Annotated in this window: 17 protein-coding genes and 2 tRNA genes; 8 read left to right on the top strand and 11 right to left on the bottom strand. The window is 72.8% G+C overall.

Features of this window, described 5'->3' with window-relative positions; translation table 11 throughout:
• Nucleotides 1-106 precede the first annotated feature (106 nt).
• The 3 genes from hisN to ABH931_RS06520 all read left to right on the top strand — a co-directional run bounded on the left by hisN (nucleotide 107) and on the right by ABH931_RS06520 (nucleotide 2,147).
• Nucleotides 107-901, top strand: coding sequence for a histidinol-phosphatase (hisN, locus tag ABH931_RS06510; protein ID WP_370110773.1), 795 nt, complete (start codon nucleotides 107-109; stop codon nucleotides 899-901).
• Between the two features lie 93 nt (nucleotides 902-994).
• The gene (locus tag ABH931_RS06515; RefSeq protein WP_370110774.1) at nucleotides 995-1,666 is read left to right on the top strand and encodes a DedA family protein; all 672 of its coding nucleotides are present in this window, start codon (nucleotides 995-997) and stop codon (nucleotides 1,664-1,666) included.
• 64 nt (nucleotides 1,667-1,730) lie between these two features.
• Nucleotides 1,731-2,147 (top strand): Fur family transcriptional regulator, encoded by a 417-nt coding sequence (locus tag ABH931_RS06520; protein WP_370110776.1) that lies wholly within the window; start codon nucleotides 1,731-1,733, stop codon nucleotides 2,145-2,147.
• A 29-nt stretch (nucleotides 2,148-2,176) separates the two neighbouring features.
• On the opposite strand, the gene ABH931_RS06525 is transcribed toward ABH931_RS06520, so the two are convergent.
• The 4 genes from ABH931_RS06525 to ABH931_RS06540 form a co-directional block, all read right to left on the bottom strand.
• Entirely contained in the window at nucleotides 2,177-3,823 is a 1,647-nt protein-coding gene (locus tag ABH931_RS06525) for a tetratricopeptide repeat protein (protein WP_370110970.1), read from the bottom strand.
• A 623-nt stretch (nucleotides 3,824-4,446) separates the two neighbouring features.
• A tRNA-Met gene (locus ABH931_RS06530) sits at nucleotides 4,447-4,520 on the bottom strand.
• A 145-nt stretch (nucleotides 4,521-4,665) separates the two neighbouring features.
• Nucleotides 4,666-4,739, bottom strand: a tRNA-Met gene (locus tag ABH931_RS06535).
• A gap of 40 nt (nucleotides 4,740-4,779) precedes the next feature.
• A complete protein-coding gene (locus ABH931_RS06540) occupies nucleotides 4,780-5,631 on the bottom strand; it encodes a UPF0182 family protein (protein WP_370110778.1) in 852 nt (283 codons plus the stop codon).
• A 155-nt stretch (nucleotides 5,632-5,786) separates the two neighbouring features.
• On the opposite strand from ABH931_RS06540, the gene ABH931_RS06545 reads away from it, so the two are divergent.
• On the top strand, nucleotides 5,787-6,326 hold the full coding sequence (locus ABH931_RS06545; protein ID WP_370110780.1) for a PPA1309 family protein: 540 nt from the start codon (nucleotides 5,787-5,789) through the stop codon (nucleotides 6,324-6,326).
• Nucleotides 6,327-6,383: 57 nt separating this feature from the next.
• Here ABH931_RS06545 and ABH931_RS06550 read toward each other — a convergent pair whose 3' ends face one another.
• The 4 genes from ABH931_RS06550 to ABH931_RS06565 form a co-directional block, all read right to left on the bottom strand.
• Nucleotides 6,384-7,475, bottom strand: coding sequence for a PDZ domain-containing protein (locus ABH931_RS06550; protein WP_370110782.1), 1,092 nt, complete (start codon nucleotides 7,473-7,475; stop codon nucleotides 6,384-6,386).
• Between the two features lie 42 nt (nucleotides 7,476-7,517).
• Complete coding sequence (locus tag ABH931_RS06555) at nucleotides 7,518-7,685, bottom strand: hypothetical protein (RefSeq protein ID WP_370110784.1); 168 nt, start codon at nucleotides 7,683-7,685, stop codon at nucleotides 7,518-7,520.
• A 131-nt stretch (nucleotides 7,686-7,816) separates the two neighbouring features.
• Entirely contained in the window at nucleotides 7,817-8,260 is a 444-nt protein-coding gene (locus tag ABH931_RS06560; RefSeq protein WP_370110786.1) for a molybdenum cofactor biosynthesis protein MoaE, read from the bottom strand.
• A gap of 168 nt (nucleotides 8,261-8,428) precedes the next feature.
• Nucleotides 8,429-9,508, bottom strand: a complete 1,080-nt coding sequence (locus tag ABH931_RS06565; protein ID WP_370110787.1) for an NAD-dependent epimerase/dehydratase family protein — start codon at nucleotides 9,506-9,508, stop codon at nucleotides 8,429-8,431.
• 212 nt (nucleotides 9,509-9,720) lie between these two features.
• Here ABH931_RS06565 and ABH931_RS06570 point away from each other — a divergent pair, with 212 nt between their 5' ends.
• Nucleotides 9,721-11,301 carry a zinc-dependent metalloprotease gene (locus ABH931_RS06570; protein WP_370110789.1) on the top strand — a complete coding sequence of 527 codons (1,581 nt, stop codon included), beginning with the start codon at nucleotides 9,721-9,723 and terminating at the stop codon, nucleotides 11,299-11,301.
• On the top strand, nucleotides 11,298-11,879 hold the full coding sequence (locus ABH931_RS06575; RefSeq protein ID WP_370110790.1) for an NUDIX hydrolase: 582 nt from the start codon (nucleotides 11,298-11,300) through the stop codon (nucleotides 11,877-11,879). The genes ABH931_RS06570 and ABH931_RS06575 overlap by 4 nt, the downstream gene beginning before the upstream one ends.
• Nucleotides 11,880-12,059: 180 nt before the next feature.
• Here ABH931_RS06575 and ABH931_RS06580 read toward each other — a convergent pair whose 3' ends face one another.
• Nucleotides 12,060-12,647 carry a M48 family metallopeptidase gene (locus ABH931_RS06580; RefSeq protein WP_370110792.1) on the bottom strand — a complete coding sequence of 196 codons (588 nt, stop codon included), beginning with the start codon at nucleotides 12,645-12,647 and terminating at the stop codon, nucleotides 12,060-12,062.
• 250 nt (nucleotides 12,648-12,897) lie between these two features.
• Between ABH931_RS06580 and ABH931_RS06585 the strand changes: the two genes are divergently transcribed.
• Both ABH931_RS06585 and ABH931_RS06590 read left to right on the top strand, forming a co-directional pair.
• On the top strand, nucleotides 12,898-13,944 hold the full coding sequence (locus ABH931_RS06585; protein WP_370110794.1) for a ThiF family adenylyltransferase: 1,047 nt from the start codon (nucleotides 12,898-12,900) through the stop codon (nucleotides 13,942-13,944).
• An 86-nt stretch (nucleotides 13,945-14,030) separates the two neighbouring features.
• Complete coding sequence (locus tag ABH931_RS06590) at nucleotides 14,031-15,374, top strand: ABC1 kinase family protein (protein WP_370110796.1); 1,344 nt, start codon at nucleotides 14,031-14,033, stop codon at nucleotides 15,372-15,374.
• A 157-nt stretch (nucleotides 15,375-15,531) separates the two neighbouring features.
• Here the strand turns inward: ABH931_RS06590 and ABH931_RS06595 are convergent, their stop codons facing one another.
• Together ABH931_RS06595 and ABH931_RS06600 are read right to left on the bottom strand one after the other, a co-directional pair.
• The gene (locus tag ABH931_RS06595; RefSeq protein WP_370110797.1) at nucleotides 15,532-15,852 is read right to left on the bottom strand and encodes a hypothetical protein; all 321 of its coding nucleotides are present in this window, start codon (nucleotides 15,850-15,852) and stop codon (nucleotides 15,532-15,534) included.
• A complete protein-coding gene (locus tag ABH931_RS06600; protein ID WP_370110799.1) occupies nucleotides 15,849-16,199 on the bottom strand; it encodes a WhiB family transcriptional regulator in 351 nt (116 codons plus the stop codon). The genes ABH931_RS06595 and ABH931_RS06600 overlap by 4 nt, the downstream gene beginning before the upstream one ends.
• Nucleotides 16,200-16,232: the final 33 nt, after the last annotated feature.

A 16,232-nucleotide genomic window follows, 5' to 3' on the forward strand; every position in this document is an offset into this window, starting at 1 on the left:
GCTCCCCGGTGAAGTCAATCCCCCGGCACCCACCGCACCCCGGCCGTGCGCGACGCGGCGTGGACAGCGCTGGCCCGCGCCGGTCGAGATCGTTACTGTTCGGGGCATGGCCGACTACTCCGACGATCTGCGCCTCGCCCACGTCCTCGCGGACCACGCCGACTCGGTGACGCTCGACCGCTTCCGCGCGCTCGACCTCACCGTGGAGACCAAGCCGGACCTCACGCCGGTCAGCGACGCGGACAAGACCGTGGAGGACCTGATCCGCGGCGACCTGGCCCGGGCGCGACCGCGCGACACCGTCCTCGGCGAGGAGTACGGCGTCACCACCGGCCAAGGGCCGCGCCGCTGGGTGATCGACCCGATCGACGGCACCAAGAACTTCATCCGCGGCGTCCCGGTGTGGGCGACGCTGATCGCGCTGATAGAGGCCGGTCCGGGCGGTGAGCAGCCCGTCGTCGGACTGGTCTCCGCCCCCGCGCTGGGCCGCCGCTGGTGGGCCGCCCGCGGCACCGGCGCGTTCACCGGCCGCAGCCTGACCCGCGCCTCGCGGATCAAGGTCTCGGAGGTCTCCCGCGTGGAGGACGCCTCGTTCTCCTACTCCTCGCTCTCCGGCTGGGAGGAGCGCGGCAAGCTGGACGCCTTCCTCGACCTCACCCGCGCCTGCTGGCGCACCCGCGCCTACGGCGACTTCTGGTCCTACATGATGGTCGCCGAGGGCGCGGTCGACATCGCCGCCGAGCCCGAGCTGAGCCTGTGGGACATGGCGGCCTGCTGCGTCGTTGTCGAGGAGGCGGGCGGCCGGTTCACCGGGCTCGACGGCATCCCCGGGGTCCGCAGCGGCAACGCCGTGGCCAGCAACGGCCTGCTCCACGGCGAGGCGCTGCGGCGCCTGGGCTGAGCGCGGCCGTAGCGCTGCTCACCCCACGCTTACACAGGCGGACGGTACCGTGTGCTGGTCCCGTCCTGTCCCCTTCTGCCACGAGGACTGCCCGTGTCCTGGATCAGCGACCACCTGCTCGCCCTCAACGGCACGCTGGTGCTGATCGCCGTCTTCCTGCTGCCCGCCCTGGAGTCCTCGGTCTTCCTGGGCTTTCTGATCCCCGGTGAGACGGCGGTCGTCATCGGCGGGGTGACGGCCTACAACGGGCGCACGGCACTGTGGGCGGTCCTGCTCGTGGCGATCCTCGGTGCGGTCATCGGCGACGGGATCGGCTACGCAGTCGGCAAGCGCTGGGGCAACACCCTGCTCGCCCGGCTACCCCAGCGGCTCGTCAAGCCCGCCAGCATCAGGCAGAGCAAGGAACTGATCCGACGCCTCGGCGGCAAGGCCGTCTTCGCCGGCCGCTTCGCCGCCGCGCTGCGCGCACTCGTCCCGGGCCTGTGCGGCGTCTCCGAGATGCCCTACCGGACCTTCGCGCGATGGAACCTCCTCGGCGGCGCCGTCTGGGCGACGGGCTTCGTCCTGCTCGGCTACTTCGCCGGCGCCGGCTGGCACCAGGTCGAGCACTACGCCTCCGTCGTGAGCTGGGTCGCCGTCGGCGTCGCGGCCCTGGGTGTCGTCGGCCTGGTGCTGCTCAAGCGCCGCGCGGAGAAGAAGGCCGAGACGTGGCTGGACGAGTCGGAGTCCGAGAACACCACCCGGCCGGAGAGCTCCGCCGTCTGAGGCGGCACCCACACCGGAACGGACGCCTCCGGGTGCGCCGCGGGCCCCTGCTACCCTTCCCCCCATGAGTGACCTGCTGGAACGGCTTCGCAACCGCGGCTGGCGGCTGACCGCGCAGCGGCGGGTCGTCGCCCAGGTCCTGGACGGCGACCACGTCCACTACACCGCCGACGAGATCCACGCCCGCGCGGCGGACCTGCTGCCGGAGATCAGCCGCGCGACGGTCTACAACACCCTCGGCGAACTCGTCTCCCTCGGCGAGGTGCTGGAGGTGTCCACCGACGGCCGGGCCAAGCGGTACGACCCCAACGCGCACCACGCCCACCAGCACCTCATCTGCGAGTCCTGCGGCACCATCCGCGACGTCCACCCCTCGGGCGACGCCCTGACCGCCCTCCCGGCGGCGGAGCGCTTCGGCTTCACCATCTCCGGCGTCGAGGTCACCTACCGGGGGCTCTGCCCGGACTGCGCCAAGGCCTGACCCGCGCCGCCGCCGCGAGCTCGCGCGCGCTACGCGGACAGCTCCGCGCTCAACGCCTCGAGCAGCCGCTCCGCGCGCTCCGTCACTCCCGCGGGGCCCAACTCCGCAGCGCGCAGGCACCACCCTCGCGCCTCCCGCAGCTCACCGCGCCGCGCGGCGACGAGCGCCAGGCGCAGGGCCGCGCGCCCGTGCCCGGCCTCCGCCGCAGCCGCGTACCAGCGCAGCGCCTCCGACTCCCCGCCCTCGCGGGCCAGCAGCAGACCGAGGTTGAAGGCACCGCTGCGGCTTCCGCCCTCCGCCGCCGCGCGGTACCACCGCTCCGCCTCCCGCGTCTCACCCCGCTCCGCCGCACGCACGCCGATCCGGACCTGCGCGCGCCCGTGCCCGGCCTCGGCCGCCTTGCGGTACCACCGCTCCGGGTCCTCGCCACGGCCGCCGGTCTCGTCCTCGCAGCGCTCCAGCAGCACCGCCAGACGGAACGCGCCCTCGACCGACCCGCACTCCGCCGCCTGGCGGTAGCGCGCGACCGCCGCGCCCAGATCCCCGCGTCGCTCCTTGGCCACGCCGAGCTGCAGCGCCGCGTCCGCGTGGCCCTCGGCCGCCGCCCGGGCGTACCACTCCTGGGCGTGATGCTGCTCGCCGCGATCCGCGTGCAGGATGCCCAGGTTGTACGCGGCATCCACGGAACCGGCCTCGGCCGCCTTGCAGAACCACGGCTCGGCACCGGGAGTGTCCCCGCGCTTCAGCAGCATCACCGCCAGCGCGTTGCTCGCCTCCCGGTGGCCCGCGTACGCCGCGCGGCGGTACCACTGCTCGGCCATCGCCTCCTGGCCGCGCGCGGCGGCCATCAGTCCGAGGTTGAAGGCCCCGTTGTGATCGCCGGCATCAAGCGCCGTCCGGTACCACTGCTGGGCCATCTCGGTCTCGCCCCACTCGTCGTGGAGCGCGCCGAGCGCGTTGGCCGCGATGCCGTCCCCGGCCTCGGCCGCCTCGCGCCACCAGTCGGCGGCGCCGACGGCGTCGCCCTGGTCGCGCAACAGGAACCCGAGCGCGCAGGCAGCGCGTGTCTCACCGGCCTGCGCCGCCTGCCGGTACCAGCGGGCCGACTCCTCGCGCTCGCCGCGAGCCTCCAGCAGATGGCCGAGACGCAGCGAGGCCGCAGCGTGACTGCGAGCCGCCGCCTGCCGGTACCAGGGCTCCGCGCTCGCCGGATCCTTGGCCCCCTCGCGCAGCCGGCCCAGGCGATAGGCCGCCTCCCGGTGTCCCACCTCCGCGGCCGCGCGGAACCAGCGCTCCGCGCGGACGTTCTCCCGGCGGTGCTCCAGCAGGTCGGCCAGCGCGTAGGCACCCCCGGTGTGGCCCTGCTCGGCCGCCTGGAGCAGCCAGTACTCAGCGCCGCCCTCGTCCCCGTGGTCGCGCAGGTGCAGGCCCAGGGCGTGCGCGGCGGGCGCGCTGCCCGCCACCGCGGCCTCGCGCCACCACTGCGCCGCCTCGTCGCGGTGCCCGCGCTCGTGCAGCAGGACGCCGAGGTTGTTGACGGCGGCGCGCAGGCCGGCCGCGGCGGCTCGGCGCAGGTAGGGCTCGGCGGTGTCCAGGTCTCCGCTGCGCAGCAGCAGCGCGCCGAGGAGGCTGGCCGCTCCGGCGTCGCCCGCCTCGGCGGCCTCGCGGTACCGCATCTCGAGGGCGTCGCGCTCACGGGCCTCGAGCACCGCCTCGAAGCTCTCGACCCCGGTCGCGCTCTCCAGACCCGCGATCGTGTCAAGGGAGGCGTCCCGGTCGCGGCTCGGGTCAAGGCCGGGGTCGAGATGCGCGTCGGGGTCCAGGACCGCCGGGTCGCCGGACGTCCGGCCGGGCAGCGCGCCGTTCAGCTGGGCGTCCTGGGCGCGCTGCAACGGCAGCCGCCCCGCCTGCTCGGCCCCTGCCGGGCCTCCAGCCATCACCGACATGTCGACTCCCGCGTCCGCCGGGGTTGCGGGTGCCCCTGGTACGCAATCTCCCCCGTGAAGCTCATCGTCGCACCATCCGCAACCCGCGTACACCTGGTATACCGCAGCTTGTGAGGGTACTTCAGCGCTTTGTCGATATCGCGACACATCTACCGTGCAACACCTGTGCGAGTGCTCGCCGCTGACCTCCTGCGAGCGTCATCTTCCCCAGCCGGCACGCCATAAGACTGTCCGTCAGATTTGCTACCCATTCGGCAGAGCGCCCCCGACATTCGGGCGCGGCGTCGGCCGCAGACAGACGATTCCCGGACATGCGACAGGCCCGGTGCTGGTGCACCGGGCCTGTCTTCGAGTAGCGGGGACAGGATTTGAACCTGCGACCTCTGGGTTATGAGCCCAGCGAGCTACCGAGCTGCTCCACCCCGCGTCGTTGTGTCCTCAGTCTACGACAACCGTGCCGATCAGAGCAAATCGATATAACCGGCGCCCGACGGCGGCGCGAGGCAGCACCCGACGGCGGCAAGGAAAGGCCGAAGGGCCCGGTGCATATGCACCGGGCCCTTCGATTCGAGTAGCGGGGACAGGATTTGAACCTGCGACCTCTGGGTTATGAGCCCAGCGAGCTACCGAGCTGCTCCACCCCGCGTCGTTGTGTCTCAACCATAGCATGCCGGCGGAGGCGCCCCTCAACCGAGATACGCGACCAGCACCGGATAGACCTCGCCGACCAGCGCCGAACAGAGCAGCAGCAGGACCACACCGGTCAGCGCCGGCAGCCATCGGTGGCGCAGCGGGACGGTCAGGAACAGCAACGCGCAGATCAGTGCGACCCAGCACATCAGCGACTTCGCCTGCAGCCAGGCGCCGAGCTCCCGCGAGCCCAGCTCGGTGGCCCGGCCCACGATCTCGAACCGGTCCAGCCAGTACGCCGCGGCCTTGAGCGCCAGTAGCGCGGCGCACAGCACCGAGAGCTGGGCGCGCGCGGCGGCGGTGCTGCGTCTTCGCCGGTCCTGCAGTTGGAGCCCGCCGTACAGGTAGTGCACCGCCCCCGCCGCCGCCAGCGACGCCACCATCGCGGCGAAGCCGAAGTCCACCAGGAAGCGGTACCAGGGGACGGTCGTCAGGTAGAAGCCCGAGGGGCGGTGCAGGATCGGGTCCCGCACGCCCCAACGCGCACCGTGCACCGTCTCCTGCCACAGGTCCGCGTGGGTGGCCGCGGCAACCCCCGCGAGCACCCCGGGCACACCGGCGACCGTCACCAGCAGCAGGCGCTTACGCCCGGCAACCAGCTGGCGGCACGGATCGAGGCTCACCTGTTCGGGCGACATGACGCTCAGCGGCTGACGCAACCGGTGCGCCAGCCAGCAGTTGCCGCCCACCAGCAGCGACATCACCGAGCCGAACACCAGGAAGAGGCTGAACTGCGCCCACGTCGGCGCGAACAGCACCACGACGGCGCCCAGGGCCAGCCCTGCGGAGACGGCCGACGCCCACGGCAGCACGCACGGACGGCGCCGCGTCGGGCCAGGCGTCGGCATCTGGAAAACCAAGGCGGGTCCTCGGGCTCGTCGTCTGCGGATCGGCAGAGCAGGGGGCGCTGGTCGGCCCGACCCCGGCCGGGGCGCGAGGGGCCGCTTAGTCCAACTCCGACGACGATTATTTGAGTTCCCGGCAACATGTGAGGATAGGGACCATGTCCGACGCCACTCCCCCCGCCGCCCGTCCGCTGACCCGCGCCGCGCTCGAAATCGACGAGTACGCCGCCGGCCTGGGCTGGGACCAGCCCGCTCGTCTCTTCGCCCTGGTGGACACCGGCGCGCTGCTGGCCAACGAGCCCGCACTGGCGCGTCAGCTGGGCCTCGAGCCGGGCGCCGAGGGGCAGCTGACCCCGATCGAGCAGGAGGAGCTGCCGCGCGGCGCGCAGCTGGACGAATTCCTCGGCACCATCGCCTGGCCGGACGCGGTCGCCGGCTGCGCCCTGGTCGTCGAGCGCCTGATCCTGCCGCCCTCGGCCGAGTCGGACCTGCCCGGCGGAAAGAGCGAGCGGGAGCTGACGGCGTACGTGGCCAAGCACCCGGACCGTCAGGAGGTCCGGATGACGGTGGCGGTGCTCCGCGACGGCAGCCGGGAGACGGCGCTGCGCCTGCGCGCCAAGGACACCGCCCGCGAGGTCCTCACCGGCCCCGACCTGGTCCCCGGTCTCGCCGACGCCCTGCTGACCACCTTCAGCTGACCGGCGCATCCGCACCCCCGGCCCGCGCCGGGGGTGCCGGAAAGCCTGCCGTCCGGCCTACTTGGCCGAGCAGGACGGCAGGGCGGCCGTGTTGCCGGAGCGGATCGCACTCAGGGCGTCGAGCGCGCCCTTGAGACTGGTCTCCTTCACGAGCGTCAGCCCGGAGGGAGTGGCGGATGCGGCCTCGGCGCAGTTGTCGGCCGGGGTGAAGAAATACCGGGCGCCGGCGTTGCGGGCCGCGATCAGCTTCATGGTGATGCCCCCGATCGGCCCGACGTTGCCCGAGGCGTCGATCGTGCCGGTACCCGCGACGAACTTGCCGCCCGTCAGGTCGGTGCCGTTCAGCTTGTCCACGATGCCGAGCGCGAACATCAGGCCGGCGCTGGGGCCGCCGACGTCACCCAGGTTGATCTGGACGTCGAACGGGAAGGTGTGCTCGACGTCCGGCTGGATGCCCACCATGGCCTTGCCGGTGTCGGGGTTCTTCGCCGTGGTGATGGTGACCCGCTGCTCGGCCGCAGCCTCCTGGGCCGGGGTCTTGGTGATGTCCGAGCTCTTCGCCTTCGGGACCACCGTGAACACCACGTCCTGGCCCGGCTGGTGCTTGGTGACCAGGGTGGAGACCTGCTGCGGGTCGGTGACCTTGGTTCCGTCCACGGCCACGATCACGTCGCCGGCGTGCAGCTTTCCGACGGAAGGGCTGTTCTCGACCACCGCGGCGACGATGACCTCCGCGTTCACCGGGTAGCCGAGGGCGCTCAGCGCGGCGGCCTTGGCACTGTCCTGCGAGGCGGAGAACTCCTCGGCGTTCTGCTGCTGGGCCTGCTGCTCCGTCTGGTTGTCCGGGTAGAGCGTGCTGTGCGGCACGATGGCCATGTCGCCGTTGATCCACCCGACGAGGGCCGACACCAGACTCGGCCGGTAGTCCGCGCTGCTGACCTCGACCGTGGTCATGTTCAGATGCCCGGTGGTCGGATAGGTCTGATGCCCGGTGATGACGATCACGGGCTTGCCGTTCTGCTCACCCAGCGTGTTGTACGTCGGCCCCGGGCTCATCTCGGCATAGGGCGTGGGCACCACGAGGGCGGTACAGAACAGCGCTATCAGCATCAGGGTGGCAGCGAGCATCGTCGCGGAGCGGCGTGGCATGGCACGACAGTACGGGACGGGCTCGCACTCCCGCCCGGCGGACTACGCTTCCGGACGCTCGGGCTTGCGCTCCATCGCCGCCCGGAACCGCTCGTAGCCCTGCACCGAGTCACGGTCGCCGGTGGTGCGGGTCCGGGAGGAGAAGGCCACCCAGAGCGCCGCGAGCACACCGCCCACCACCGGGATGATCCACCAGGCGAGCACAGCCATGTCGTTCTCCCAGCTCATCGTGATATCAGCAGACTAGTCGCTGACACGGACAACGATCACCTGGGCGTGCCGGTCACGCACCCGTTCCACCCGTGTGGCGAACGGCGCGACCGCACGGCCGGAGAGGCCGTTCAGCAGGCGGCGACCCACTCGTCGCTGCCGTCGCTGAAGCGCTGGTGCTTCCAGACCGGCACCTCGTGCTTGAGGGTGTCGATCAGCCGGCGGCAGGCCTCGAAGGCCTCTCCCCGGTGGGCGCAGGACACCGCCACGATGACCGCGACGTCGTTGATCTCCAGCAGGCCCACACGGTGGACGGCCGCCAGCGCCAGGACGGGGAAGTCCGCGCAGACCTTCTCCGCCACACGCCGCAGCTCGGCCTCGGCCATGGGGTGCGCGCTGTACTCCAGGGCGGTGACGCCCTTGCCACCGTCGTGGTCGCGGACGGTGCCGATGAACACGTCCGTGCCACCGGCGGCGTCGTGCTGCACCGCCGCGTAGACCTCGTCGAGCGACAGCGCGGTGTCGCGCAGCGCGAGCAGGCGGATCGGGTCGTCGGCCGTGGTGTTGGAGCTCATGGCCTCCATGATGACGGATCGCGCACACGACTCAAGACCCGATTCCGCATCGTGACATCCGACTTCCGTTCGAATGCCGGCGCTCCTCCGCCGCGCCTCCCCACGTGCACACCCGCCGGGAGCAGGAGAACCCCCGGCGGTCAGCCCCGCCGGCAGACAGACCCGCCGTCAGAGCCGTCGGCGCTTGCGGGCTCGGCGGACCAGTGCCGCCGTGCCGACCAGGGCCACCGTGGCACCCGCCGCGCCCAGGCTCGTCGCGGCGTCCTTGCCGCTCAGGCGCCGGCCGGCCACCGCGTGGTTCCCCGACACCTGTGCCAGCAGCTCCGCGAGCACGTCCTCGTTGCTGTACCGGGGGCGCCAGCCGGCCTCGTGGAGCCGGCTGCCGGAAACCACCCACGGGTACATCGTGTAGGCCAGATCCCCCGCCGGGGCGGGCGTCAGGCCCAGGCGGTGCAGACGCGCGGCAGTCCCCAGGGCGAGCGAGGCGGGCAGCTCCATCCGGCGGATCCCGGTGATCTGCTCGACCTCCTCCTGCTCCAGCCAGCCGTCGCAACCGACGGTGACCTCGCCCTCGACGAACCCGAGCGCCGCGTACTCCAGCGCGGTGGTCAGATCGTCGACATGGCAGAACTGCCAGCACGGACGCGAGCCCGCGACGACCAGCAGCCGGGGGGCCTCGAAGTGCCGTGTCAGCACGGTGTCCACTCCCGGACCGACCAGCACGGCCGGACGCAGCACCGTCACCGACAGGCCCGGGTGGACGTGCGGCGCGCGCCGGGCGAGCCGTTCGATCTCCAGGAGATCACCCACAAGGGTGGCTTCCTCGGTGGCCCGCAACGGCGCGTCCTCCGCGAGGGGGACCTCGTTGTCGGGCAGCGCGCCGTAGACCATGGCGGATGTGCACAGCACGACCCGGTGCACGCCGGCGGCGGCCGCGGCCGTGATCACCGTCTGCGTGCCGCGCACGTTGTAGGCGGACCGCGCCTTCGGGTCCGACTCCATTCCGAGGTCGAGGGCCAGGTGGACGACGACGTCCACCCCGGCCAGCCGCTCAGCCACCGCCGGATCGCGGACGTCGAGCACCCGCCACTGGACGCCCTTGGCCTCGCCTCGGCGTTCGTCGATGGCCAGCACCCGCCGCACGCCCTGCGCCTCGGCGAGGCGCCGGACCAGGCGTTCGCCCATGCCGGAGGCCGCGCCGGTGACCGCCACGACCAGGGGCGGTCCGGCGTACTCGGGACGGTCCACCTCGACCTCCTCGTCACCCGCCGGACGCGCGAGATCACCGGTCAGCCCAGAGCGAACGTCCGAAGGCGGGGAACTCACCGGCTATCCTCCACGGTTAGTTTTGATGCGTACGTAAGTGTCACGTACCGGTCCATCCTGCCCGAGGCCAGGGCATGGCGGTGCACCCGGCACCCGCCGTGTTCCGGCGCCGGCCTATCAGATCGAGGCGACTCGTGAGCGACATCCCCTTCGGCTTCGGCCTTCCCCCCGAGGAGCCCGAGGAGGGCAAGGAGGGGAAGCAGGGCGACTCCGGCAACCAGGGCGGCAACCCGTTCAGCTTCGGCTTCCCCGGATTCCCGGGTCTGCCCGGCGGCCCGGGCGGCTCCGGCGACGGCGGGGACAACCCCTTCGCCGCCCTCTTCGGCGGTATGAACCCGAACGACATCGGCGCGGCCTTCCAGCAGCTCGGCCAGATGCTCTCGTTCGACGGCGGCCCGGTCAACTGGGAGCTGGCCACGAACATCGCACGCCAGGCCGTCGTGCAGGGCACCGGCGAGGAGGGGTCCAAAGACCGCTCCGTCGCCGAGTCGGAGCGGTCCGCCGTCTCCGAGGCGATGCGGCTGGCCGAGCTGTGGCTGGACTCGGCCACCGCGCTGCCCGCCGGCGCGGCCGGCGCGGTCGCCTGGAGCCGCGCCGAGTGGATCGAGGCCACCATCCCCACCTGGCGGCAGCTCGTCGACCCGGTGGCCGAACGCGTCGGCGCGGCCATGGGCAGCGTGGTGCCCGAGGAGATGCAGGCCATGGCCGGCCCGCTGCTCGGCGTGATGCGGAGCATGGGCGGGGCCATGTTCGGCACCCAGATCGGTCAGGCGCTCGGCGCCCTGGCGGCCGAGGTTCTCGGCTCCACCGACGTCGGCCTGCCGCTGGGCCCGGCCGGCAAGGCCGCCCTGCTGCCCCAGAACATCGAGATCTTCGGCGAGGGGCTCTCCGTCCCCGCCGACGAGGTCCGCCTCTACCTCGCCCTGCGCGAGGCGGCACACCAGCGCCTCTTCGCCCACGTTCCGTGGTTGCGCCAGCACCTCTTCGGCGCCGTCGAGGCGTACGCGCGCGGCATCAAGGTCGACACCTCACGGCTGGAGGACCTGGTCGGCCAGGTCGACCCGACGAACCCCGAGTCCCTCCAGGAGGCCATGAGCGGCGGCCTCTTCCAGCCCGAGGACACTCCCGAGCAGAAGGCCGCCCTGGCCCGGCTGGAGACGGCCCTGGCCCTCGTCGAGGGCTGGGTGGACGCGGTCGTCCACGCCGCCGCCTCCCCGCACCTGCCGCACGCCGCCGCCCTGCGCGAGACCCTGCGGCGACGCCGCGCGACGGGCGGCCCCGCCGAGCAGACCTTCGCCACCCTGGTGGGTCTGGAACTGCGCCCGCGCCGACTGCGGGACGCCTCCCGCCTGTGGGCCTCGCTGGCCGACGCCCGCGGCACCGACGGCCGGGACGCCCTGTGGAGCCACCCCGACATGCTGCCGACCGCGGCGGACCTGGACGACCCGGACGGCTTCGTGCACGGCGCCGACACCCCGGGGCTCGCAGAGCTGGCCGAGGGCGGCATCGACTTCTCCAAGCTCGACGAGATGCTCAACGAGGCGGCGGAGCGGCGCCCGGGAGCCCCCGGTGCCACCGACACCCCCGGTGCCACCGGAGACCCCGAGGCGGGGCCCGCCAAGGACGCGCCGGAGGACGGCGAGTCCGGGGACGGCGAGTCCGGGCACGGCGAGTCCGGCGACGGGGACGAGCGGAAGCCGGGTAGCGAGCAGTGATCTCCCGCTCCCTGACGACCGTCTCAGGCCTCCAGGCCGACGCCGTGGCGGTGCTGCGCGGTTGGCAGGCGCCCGACGCCGAGCAGGACCTGCTGCGCCACGACTACCTCGATCATCTGGACGCGAGGCCGGACGGGGTCTGGCGCAGCTGCCGCCCCGCCCACATCACCGCGAGCGCCCTCGTCGCGGATGCCGCGGCCGGACGGGTGCTGCTCACCCTGCACCCCAAGGTGGGCCGGTGGCTGCAGCTGGGCGGACACTGCGAGCCCGAGGACACCACCCTCGCCGGGGCCGCCCTGCGCGAGGCCCGTGAGGAGTCCGGCATCGCCGAGGGCCTCACCGTCTTCGGCGACGGGCCCGTCAAGCTGGACCGTCATGCGGTGCGCTGCGCCGGCAAGGACCAGCCGGAGAACACGCACCTGGATGTCCAGTACCTGATCGTGGCCCCGGCCGATGCGGTGGCCCGGATCAGCGAGGAATCCCTGGACCTGCGCTGGTTCCCGTGGGACGCCCTGCCGGACGACACCGACACCTCGGTGCGGCGGCTGGCCGATCTGGCCCGGCTCGCGCTGAGCTGAACCGGGCCGAGCCGAGCCAAAGCCTCCGGGCCAAAGCCTCCGGGCTGAGGCGCGGGCCGGGGCCTCCGGGCCGAGCCCCCTGGACCGGGGCTCCGGACCAGGGCTCCAGACCAGGGGCGGACCAGGGCCTCCGGGCCGGACGTGGGCCGGGGCCGCCGACGCCACCTCGGATGCGCGGCCTCAGTGGCTCTCGCGCTGGGAGGGCACCCGTGCGGCAACCACGCCCTCGAGGTAGCCCCGCGCACGTTCGGTGCGCGGGTAGGACTCCAGCAGTGCCCAGAACCGGCTCCCGTGGTCCGGCTCCAGGAGGTGGGCGAGCTCGTGCAGCAACACGTAGTCGACCACGTAGTCGGGCATGCCCTGCAGCCGGTGGGAGAGCCGTATCGTCCCCTCCGACGGGGTGCAGGAGCCCCAGCGGGTGTTCTGGTTGGTGACCCAGCGGACGCTGTCCGGCTCGGCCCGGCCACCCAGGTACTTCCTGGACAGCTCACGAGCCCGCGCCGCGAGTTCGTCGTCACCACGGATCTGCCGGCTCTCCCGGGCTTCGAGCCGATCCAGCATCCGCGCCACCCAGCGCTTCTCCTCGGCCGCGGACATGCGGGCGGGGATGAGCACGATCGTGCGTCCGTCCTCGCGATAGGCGGACACCGTGCGGCTCCGGCGGGTGCTTCGGCGCACCTCGACGTCCTGCGCCGACGACCGGCTCTGGGCTGCTGCCAGAACAGGCCTGCGGGGCGCAGCGGGACGGTGCTCCGGTCCGGCAGCCACGGCACAGAAGCTACCTGCCGACACCGACAAAAGTCCCGACCTGCTGGCTGAATTTCTCCCTTCGGGTGGTCATCACCACACGGGGAATAGCGCTAATCCAGAGCAAAACCGGACTATTCCACGCCTCAGTTGAGCGATCATCAGACCATATCCACAGGTCTGTGGATAACTCTGCGCATGTTTTTCGCCCCGGGTGCATGCTGACGACGTCAGATCCGGCAGGACCTCACCGCTCGGAACGGAGACGTCGATGCGCCCCTGTCTCAAGCCCGCCCTGCGCCCCGCCTGGCGCGACCGGGAGACGCTGCAGTTCGGCCTCGGCCACGGGCACGGCGGAGTGGTGACGGCGATGCCGGCCGAGGCCCGCTTCCTCGACCTCCTGGACGGCACCAGGGAGCTGGCCACCCTGCCGGGCGAGGCCGCCCGGCTCGGCATCGGTCCGGAGCGGGCGGGCGAGTTGCTGGAGGAGCTGTTCGCCTGCGGCGCCCTCGACGACAGCACCGCCCATCGGCCGCTGCTGGCACTGCCGCCCGAGGAACGGGCCCGGCTGGCACCGGACCTCGCGGCCCTGTCACTCGCCCGGCCGGGTCCGGGCGCGGCCCCCGCCGCCCTGCTCGCCCGCCGGGAGGCGCGGATCGAGGTGCGCGGCGCGGGGCGGGTCGGCGCCGCGGTCGCCTCACTGCTGGCCGCGGCCGGGGTCGGCCGGGTCAGGGTCAGGGACGCCGGCCGGGTCCAGCCGGAGGACGCCTCCCCGGCGGGACTGCGGCCGGACGACGCCGGCCGCCTGCGCACCGACGCGGCCCGGGCCGCCGTGCGGCGCGCCGCCCCGGGGCTGCCCGACGAGACTGCGGCCGCCCAGGGGCTGCCGGACCTCGTGGTGGTGGCACCCCGCGGCCTGCCCGATCCGGAGCTCGGGCAGGCGCTGGTGCAGGCGGGGCTCCCCCACCTCTACGCGGGCGTGGTGGAGACCACGGGCTCGGTGGGGCCCCTGGTGCTCCCGGGGAACAGCCCCTGCGGGCGTTGCTTGTCCTGCCACCGCTCGGACGCGGACCCGAGCTGGCCGCTGCTGCTGGCCCAGCACTGCAGCGGCCGGTCCGCGCCCGGCGCCTGCGACGCCACCCTGGCGGCGACGGTCGCTGCCACCGCAGCCCTGCACGCGCTGATCTACCTTGACGGCGGCGCACCACCTAGCCTTGGCGGGTGGGTCGACATCTCGATGGTCGACGGCTCGATGCGCCGTCGACCGCTCGATCCGCACCCCGATTGCGGCTGCTGCTGGCAGCCGGGGGCAGAATGACCTCAGCCGCACGCGTTCCGCGCGCCGGCCGAGCATCCGCACGGGTCCGACGGCCCCGGGCGCGCCCGAGGAGCAGGGAGGCATCCGTGAGCGATCTTCCACGCAAGGCAGTGACCCGCACCGCGAAACTCGCTGCCCTGCCGCTGGGGATAGCCGGACGCGCCACCCTCGGTCTCGGCAAACGCATCGGCGGGCGCCCGGCGGAGGAGGTCGCGGCGGAGCTCCAACAGCGGACCGCGGACCAGCTGTTCAAGGTGCTCGGCGAGCTCAAGGGCGGAGCCATGAAGTTCGGACAGGCGCTGTCCGTCTTCGAGGCCGCCCTGCCGGAGGAAGTCGCCGGCCCGTACCGCGCCGCGCTGACCAAACTCCAGGAGGCTGCCCCGCCGATGCCCGCCGCCTCCGTCCACCACGCGTTGGCGGAGCGGCTCGGGCCCGACTGGCGGGAGCTGTTCACCTCCTTCGAGGACAAGCCCGCCGCGGCGGCCTCGATCGGGCAGGTGCACCGGGCCGTCTGGCACGACGGCCGCGAGGTCGCGGTCAAGGTCCAGTACCCGGGAGCGGGCGACGCCCTGCTCTCGGACCTCACCCAGCTGAGCCGGGTGGCCAGGCTCATCGGGCCGCTGATCCCGGGCCTGGACGTGAAGCCGCTGATCGCGGAGCTGCGCAATCGCGTCACCGAGGAGCTCGACTACGCGCTGGAGGCCGAGTCCCAGGCCGTCCACGCCGAGGAGTTCGCCGGCGACCCGGAGATCCGGGTGCCGGCCGTGGTCCACCACGCGGACCAGGTTCTGGTCACCGAGTGGCTGGAGGGCGTCCCGCTCTCGGAGATCATCGCCTCCGGCACCCAGGAACAACGGGACCGGGCGGGCCGGCTGCTGGCCCGTTTCCTTTTCGCCGGCCCCGCCCGCACCGGGCTGCTGCACGCGGACCCGCACCCGGGCAATTTCCGGCTGCTGGTCAACGACGGCCCGGCGGAGGGCTGGCAGCTGGGCGTTCTCGACTTCGGCACGGTCGATCGCCTGCCCGAGGGACTGCCGGTCCCGATAGGGACCGCGTTGCGGCTCGCGCTCCAGGGCGACGCCGCCGGGGTGCTGGAGATGCTGCGGCAGGAGGGCTTCGTGAAGCCCACCATCGACCTCGATCCGGACGCGGTGCTGGACTACGTGCTCCCGATCATCGAGCCGGCCGCGGTGGACGAGTTCCGGTTCACCCGGAGCTGGATGCGGACCCAGGCCGCACGGGTGGGCGACCCGCGCTCGCCCGCCTACGCCCTCGGGCGCCAGCTCAACCTGCCGCCCTCCTACCTGCTGATCCATCGGGTCACGCTCAGCACGATCGGCGTGCTGTGCCAGCTCGACGCCACCGCCCCCTTCCGCGACGAGCTGCTCGCCTGGCTGCCCGGCTTCGCGGACGAGGAGGCCATCGCCTGATCCCGAGGGTTCCGGACCGTCACCCACGGCCGTCCGAAAAGCCCTCGGGCCCGTCTCCCCGGAGGGAGACGGGCCCGATCAGTATCTGTTCGGTTCTGCCGTGCTGACGTGACGTCGGTTCAGCCGACGCCACATCGGATCAGAGCGTGCCGCGTCGTCAGAGGACGACGGAGGCGAGCGCGCGCCGGGCGCGCAGCGAGGCGCGCTCGGCTCGGCGCTTCAGGTGGAAGGCGCGCAGCAATCGTTCGCGCTCGGCCTCCTGCATGCGCTCTTGCATGTGGACACGAGCCAGGGCTTGGGGCATGAGTTGCATCGTGAGGGTCCTGTTCTGGGAAGTCTCGGTGTGCGGGGCGGTGCGGGGGCGAGCGTCGGCGGGACGGTTCATCGGAGGGACCTGCTTGTCGTCGAGAGGGTTCGAATCGATCACCGGGTCGGCGATCTCACGGATGGAACTGCGCAGCGCGCCTGCGGGGGTCACGCCATGACCTCGGTCTTGCGCGGGCGACCACGCGGCCGCTTGCGGGCCACGACAACACCCTGGACGAAGAGCTCGCCACCCCAGACGCCCCACGGCTCGCGGCGCTCGAGGGCGCCGGTCAGACAGGCGTCCTTGACCGGGCAGGTGCCGCAGAGGGTCTTGGCGTACTCGACGTCCGCCGGCGACTCGGCGAAGAAGACCTCGGGGTCGAGGGAGCGGCAGGGGATCGGGACGCCGAGCGTCTCGGCCTCCTCGAACGCGGTGAGCTGCATCAGGGAAACCTCCGGGGGGTGGGAGTCGTCGAAGTGGTCGGCATTGGCAGCGGACGGGGCGAGTGAGGTGGTCACGGGTGACACGGTCGCGTCGTCTTCCTGTCTGAG

The sequence above is a fragment of the Streptacidiphilus sp. MAP12-33 genome (assembly GCF_041261265.1).
Classification (GTDB): Bacteria; Actinomycetota; Actinomycetes; order Streptomycetales; family Streptomycetaceae; genus Streptacidiphilus.

What these genes read in the sequence shown, in the direction of transcription:
- ABH931_RS06550 (WP_370110782.1), bottom strand. Translation starts at nt 7,475, where the DNA reads ATGCCACGCCGCTCCGCGACGATGCTCGCTGCCACCCTGATGCTGATA.
- hisN (WP_370110773.1), top strand. Translation starts at nt 107, where the DNA reads ATGGCCGACTACTCCGACGATCTGCGCCTCGCCCACGTCCTCGCGGAC.
- ABH931_RS06525 (WP_370110970.1), bottom strand. Translation starts at nt 3,823, where the DNA reads ATGCGGTACCGCGAGGCCGCCGAGGCGGGCGACGCCGGAGCGGCCAGC.
- ABH931_RS06560 (WP_370110786.1), bottom strand. Translation starts at nt 8,260, where the DNA reads ATGAGCTCCAACACCACGGCCGACGACCCGATCCGCCTGCTCGCGCTG.
- ABH931_RS06545 (WP_370110780.1), top strand. Translation starts at nt 5,787, where the DNA reads ATGTCCGACGCCACTCCCCCCGCCGCCCGTCCGCTGACCCGCGCCGCG.
- ABH931_RS06520 (WP_370110776.1), top strand. Translation starts at nt 1,731, where the DNA reads ATGAGTGACCTGCTGGAACGGCTTCGCAACCGCGGCTGGCGGCTGACC.
- ABH931_RS06555 (WP_370110784.1), bottom strand. Translation starts at nt 7,685, where the DNA reads ATGGCTGTGCTCGCCTGGTGGATCATCCCGGTGGTGGGCGGTGTGCTC.
- ABH931_RS06585 (WP_370110794.1), top strand. Translation starts at nt 12,898, where the DNA reads ATGCGCCCCTGTCTCAAGCCCGCCCTGCGCCCCGCCTGGCGCGACCGG.
- ABH931_RS06540 (WP_370110778.1), bottom strand. Translation starts at nt 5,631, where the DNA reads ATGCCGACGCCTGGCCCGACGCGGCGCCGTCCGTGCGTGCTGCCGTGG.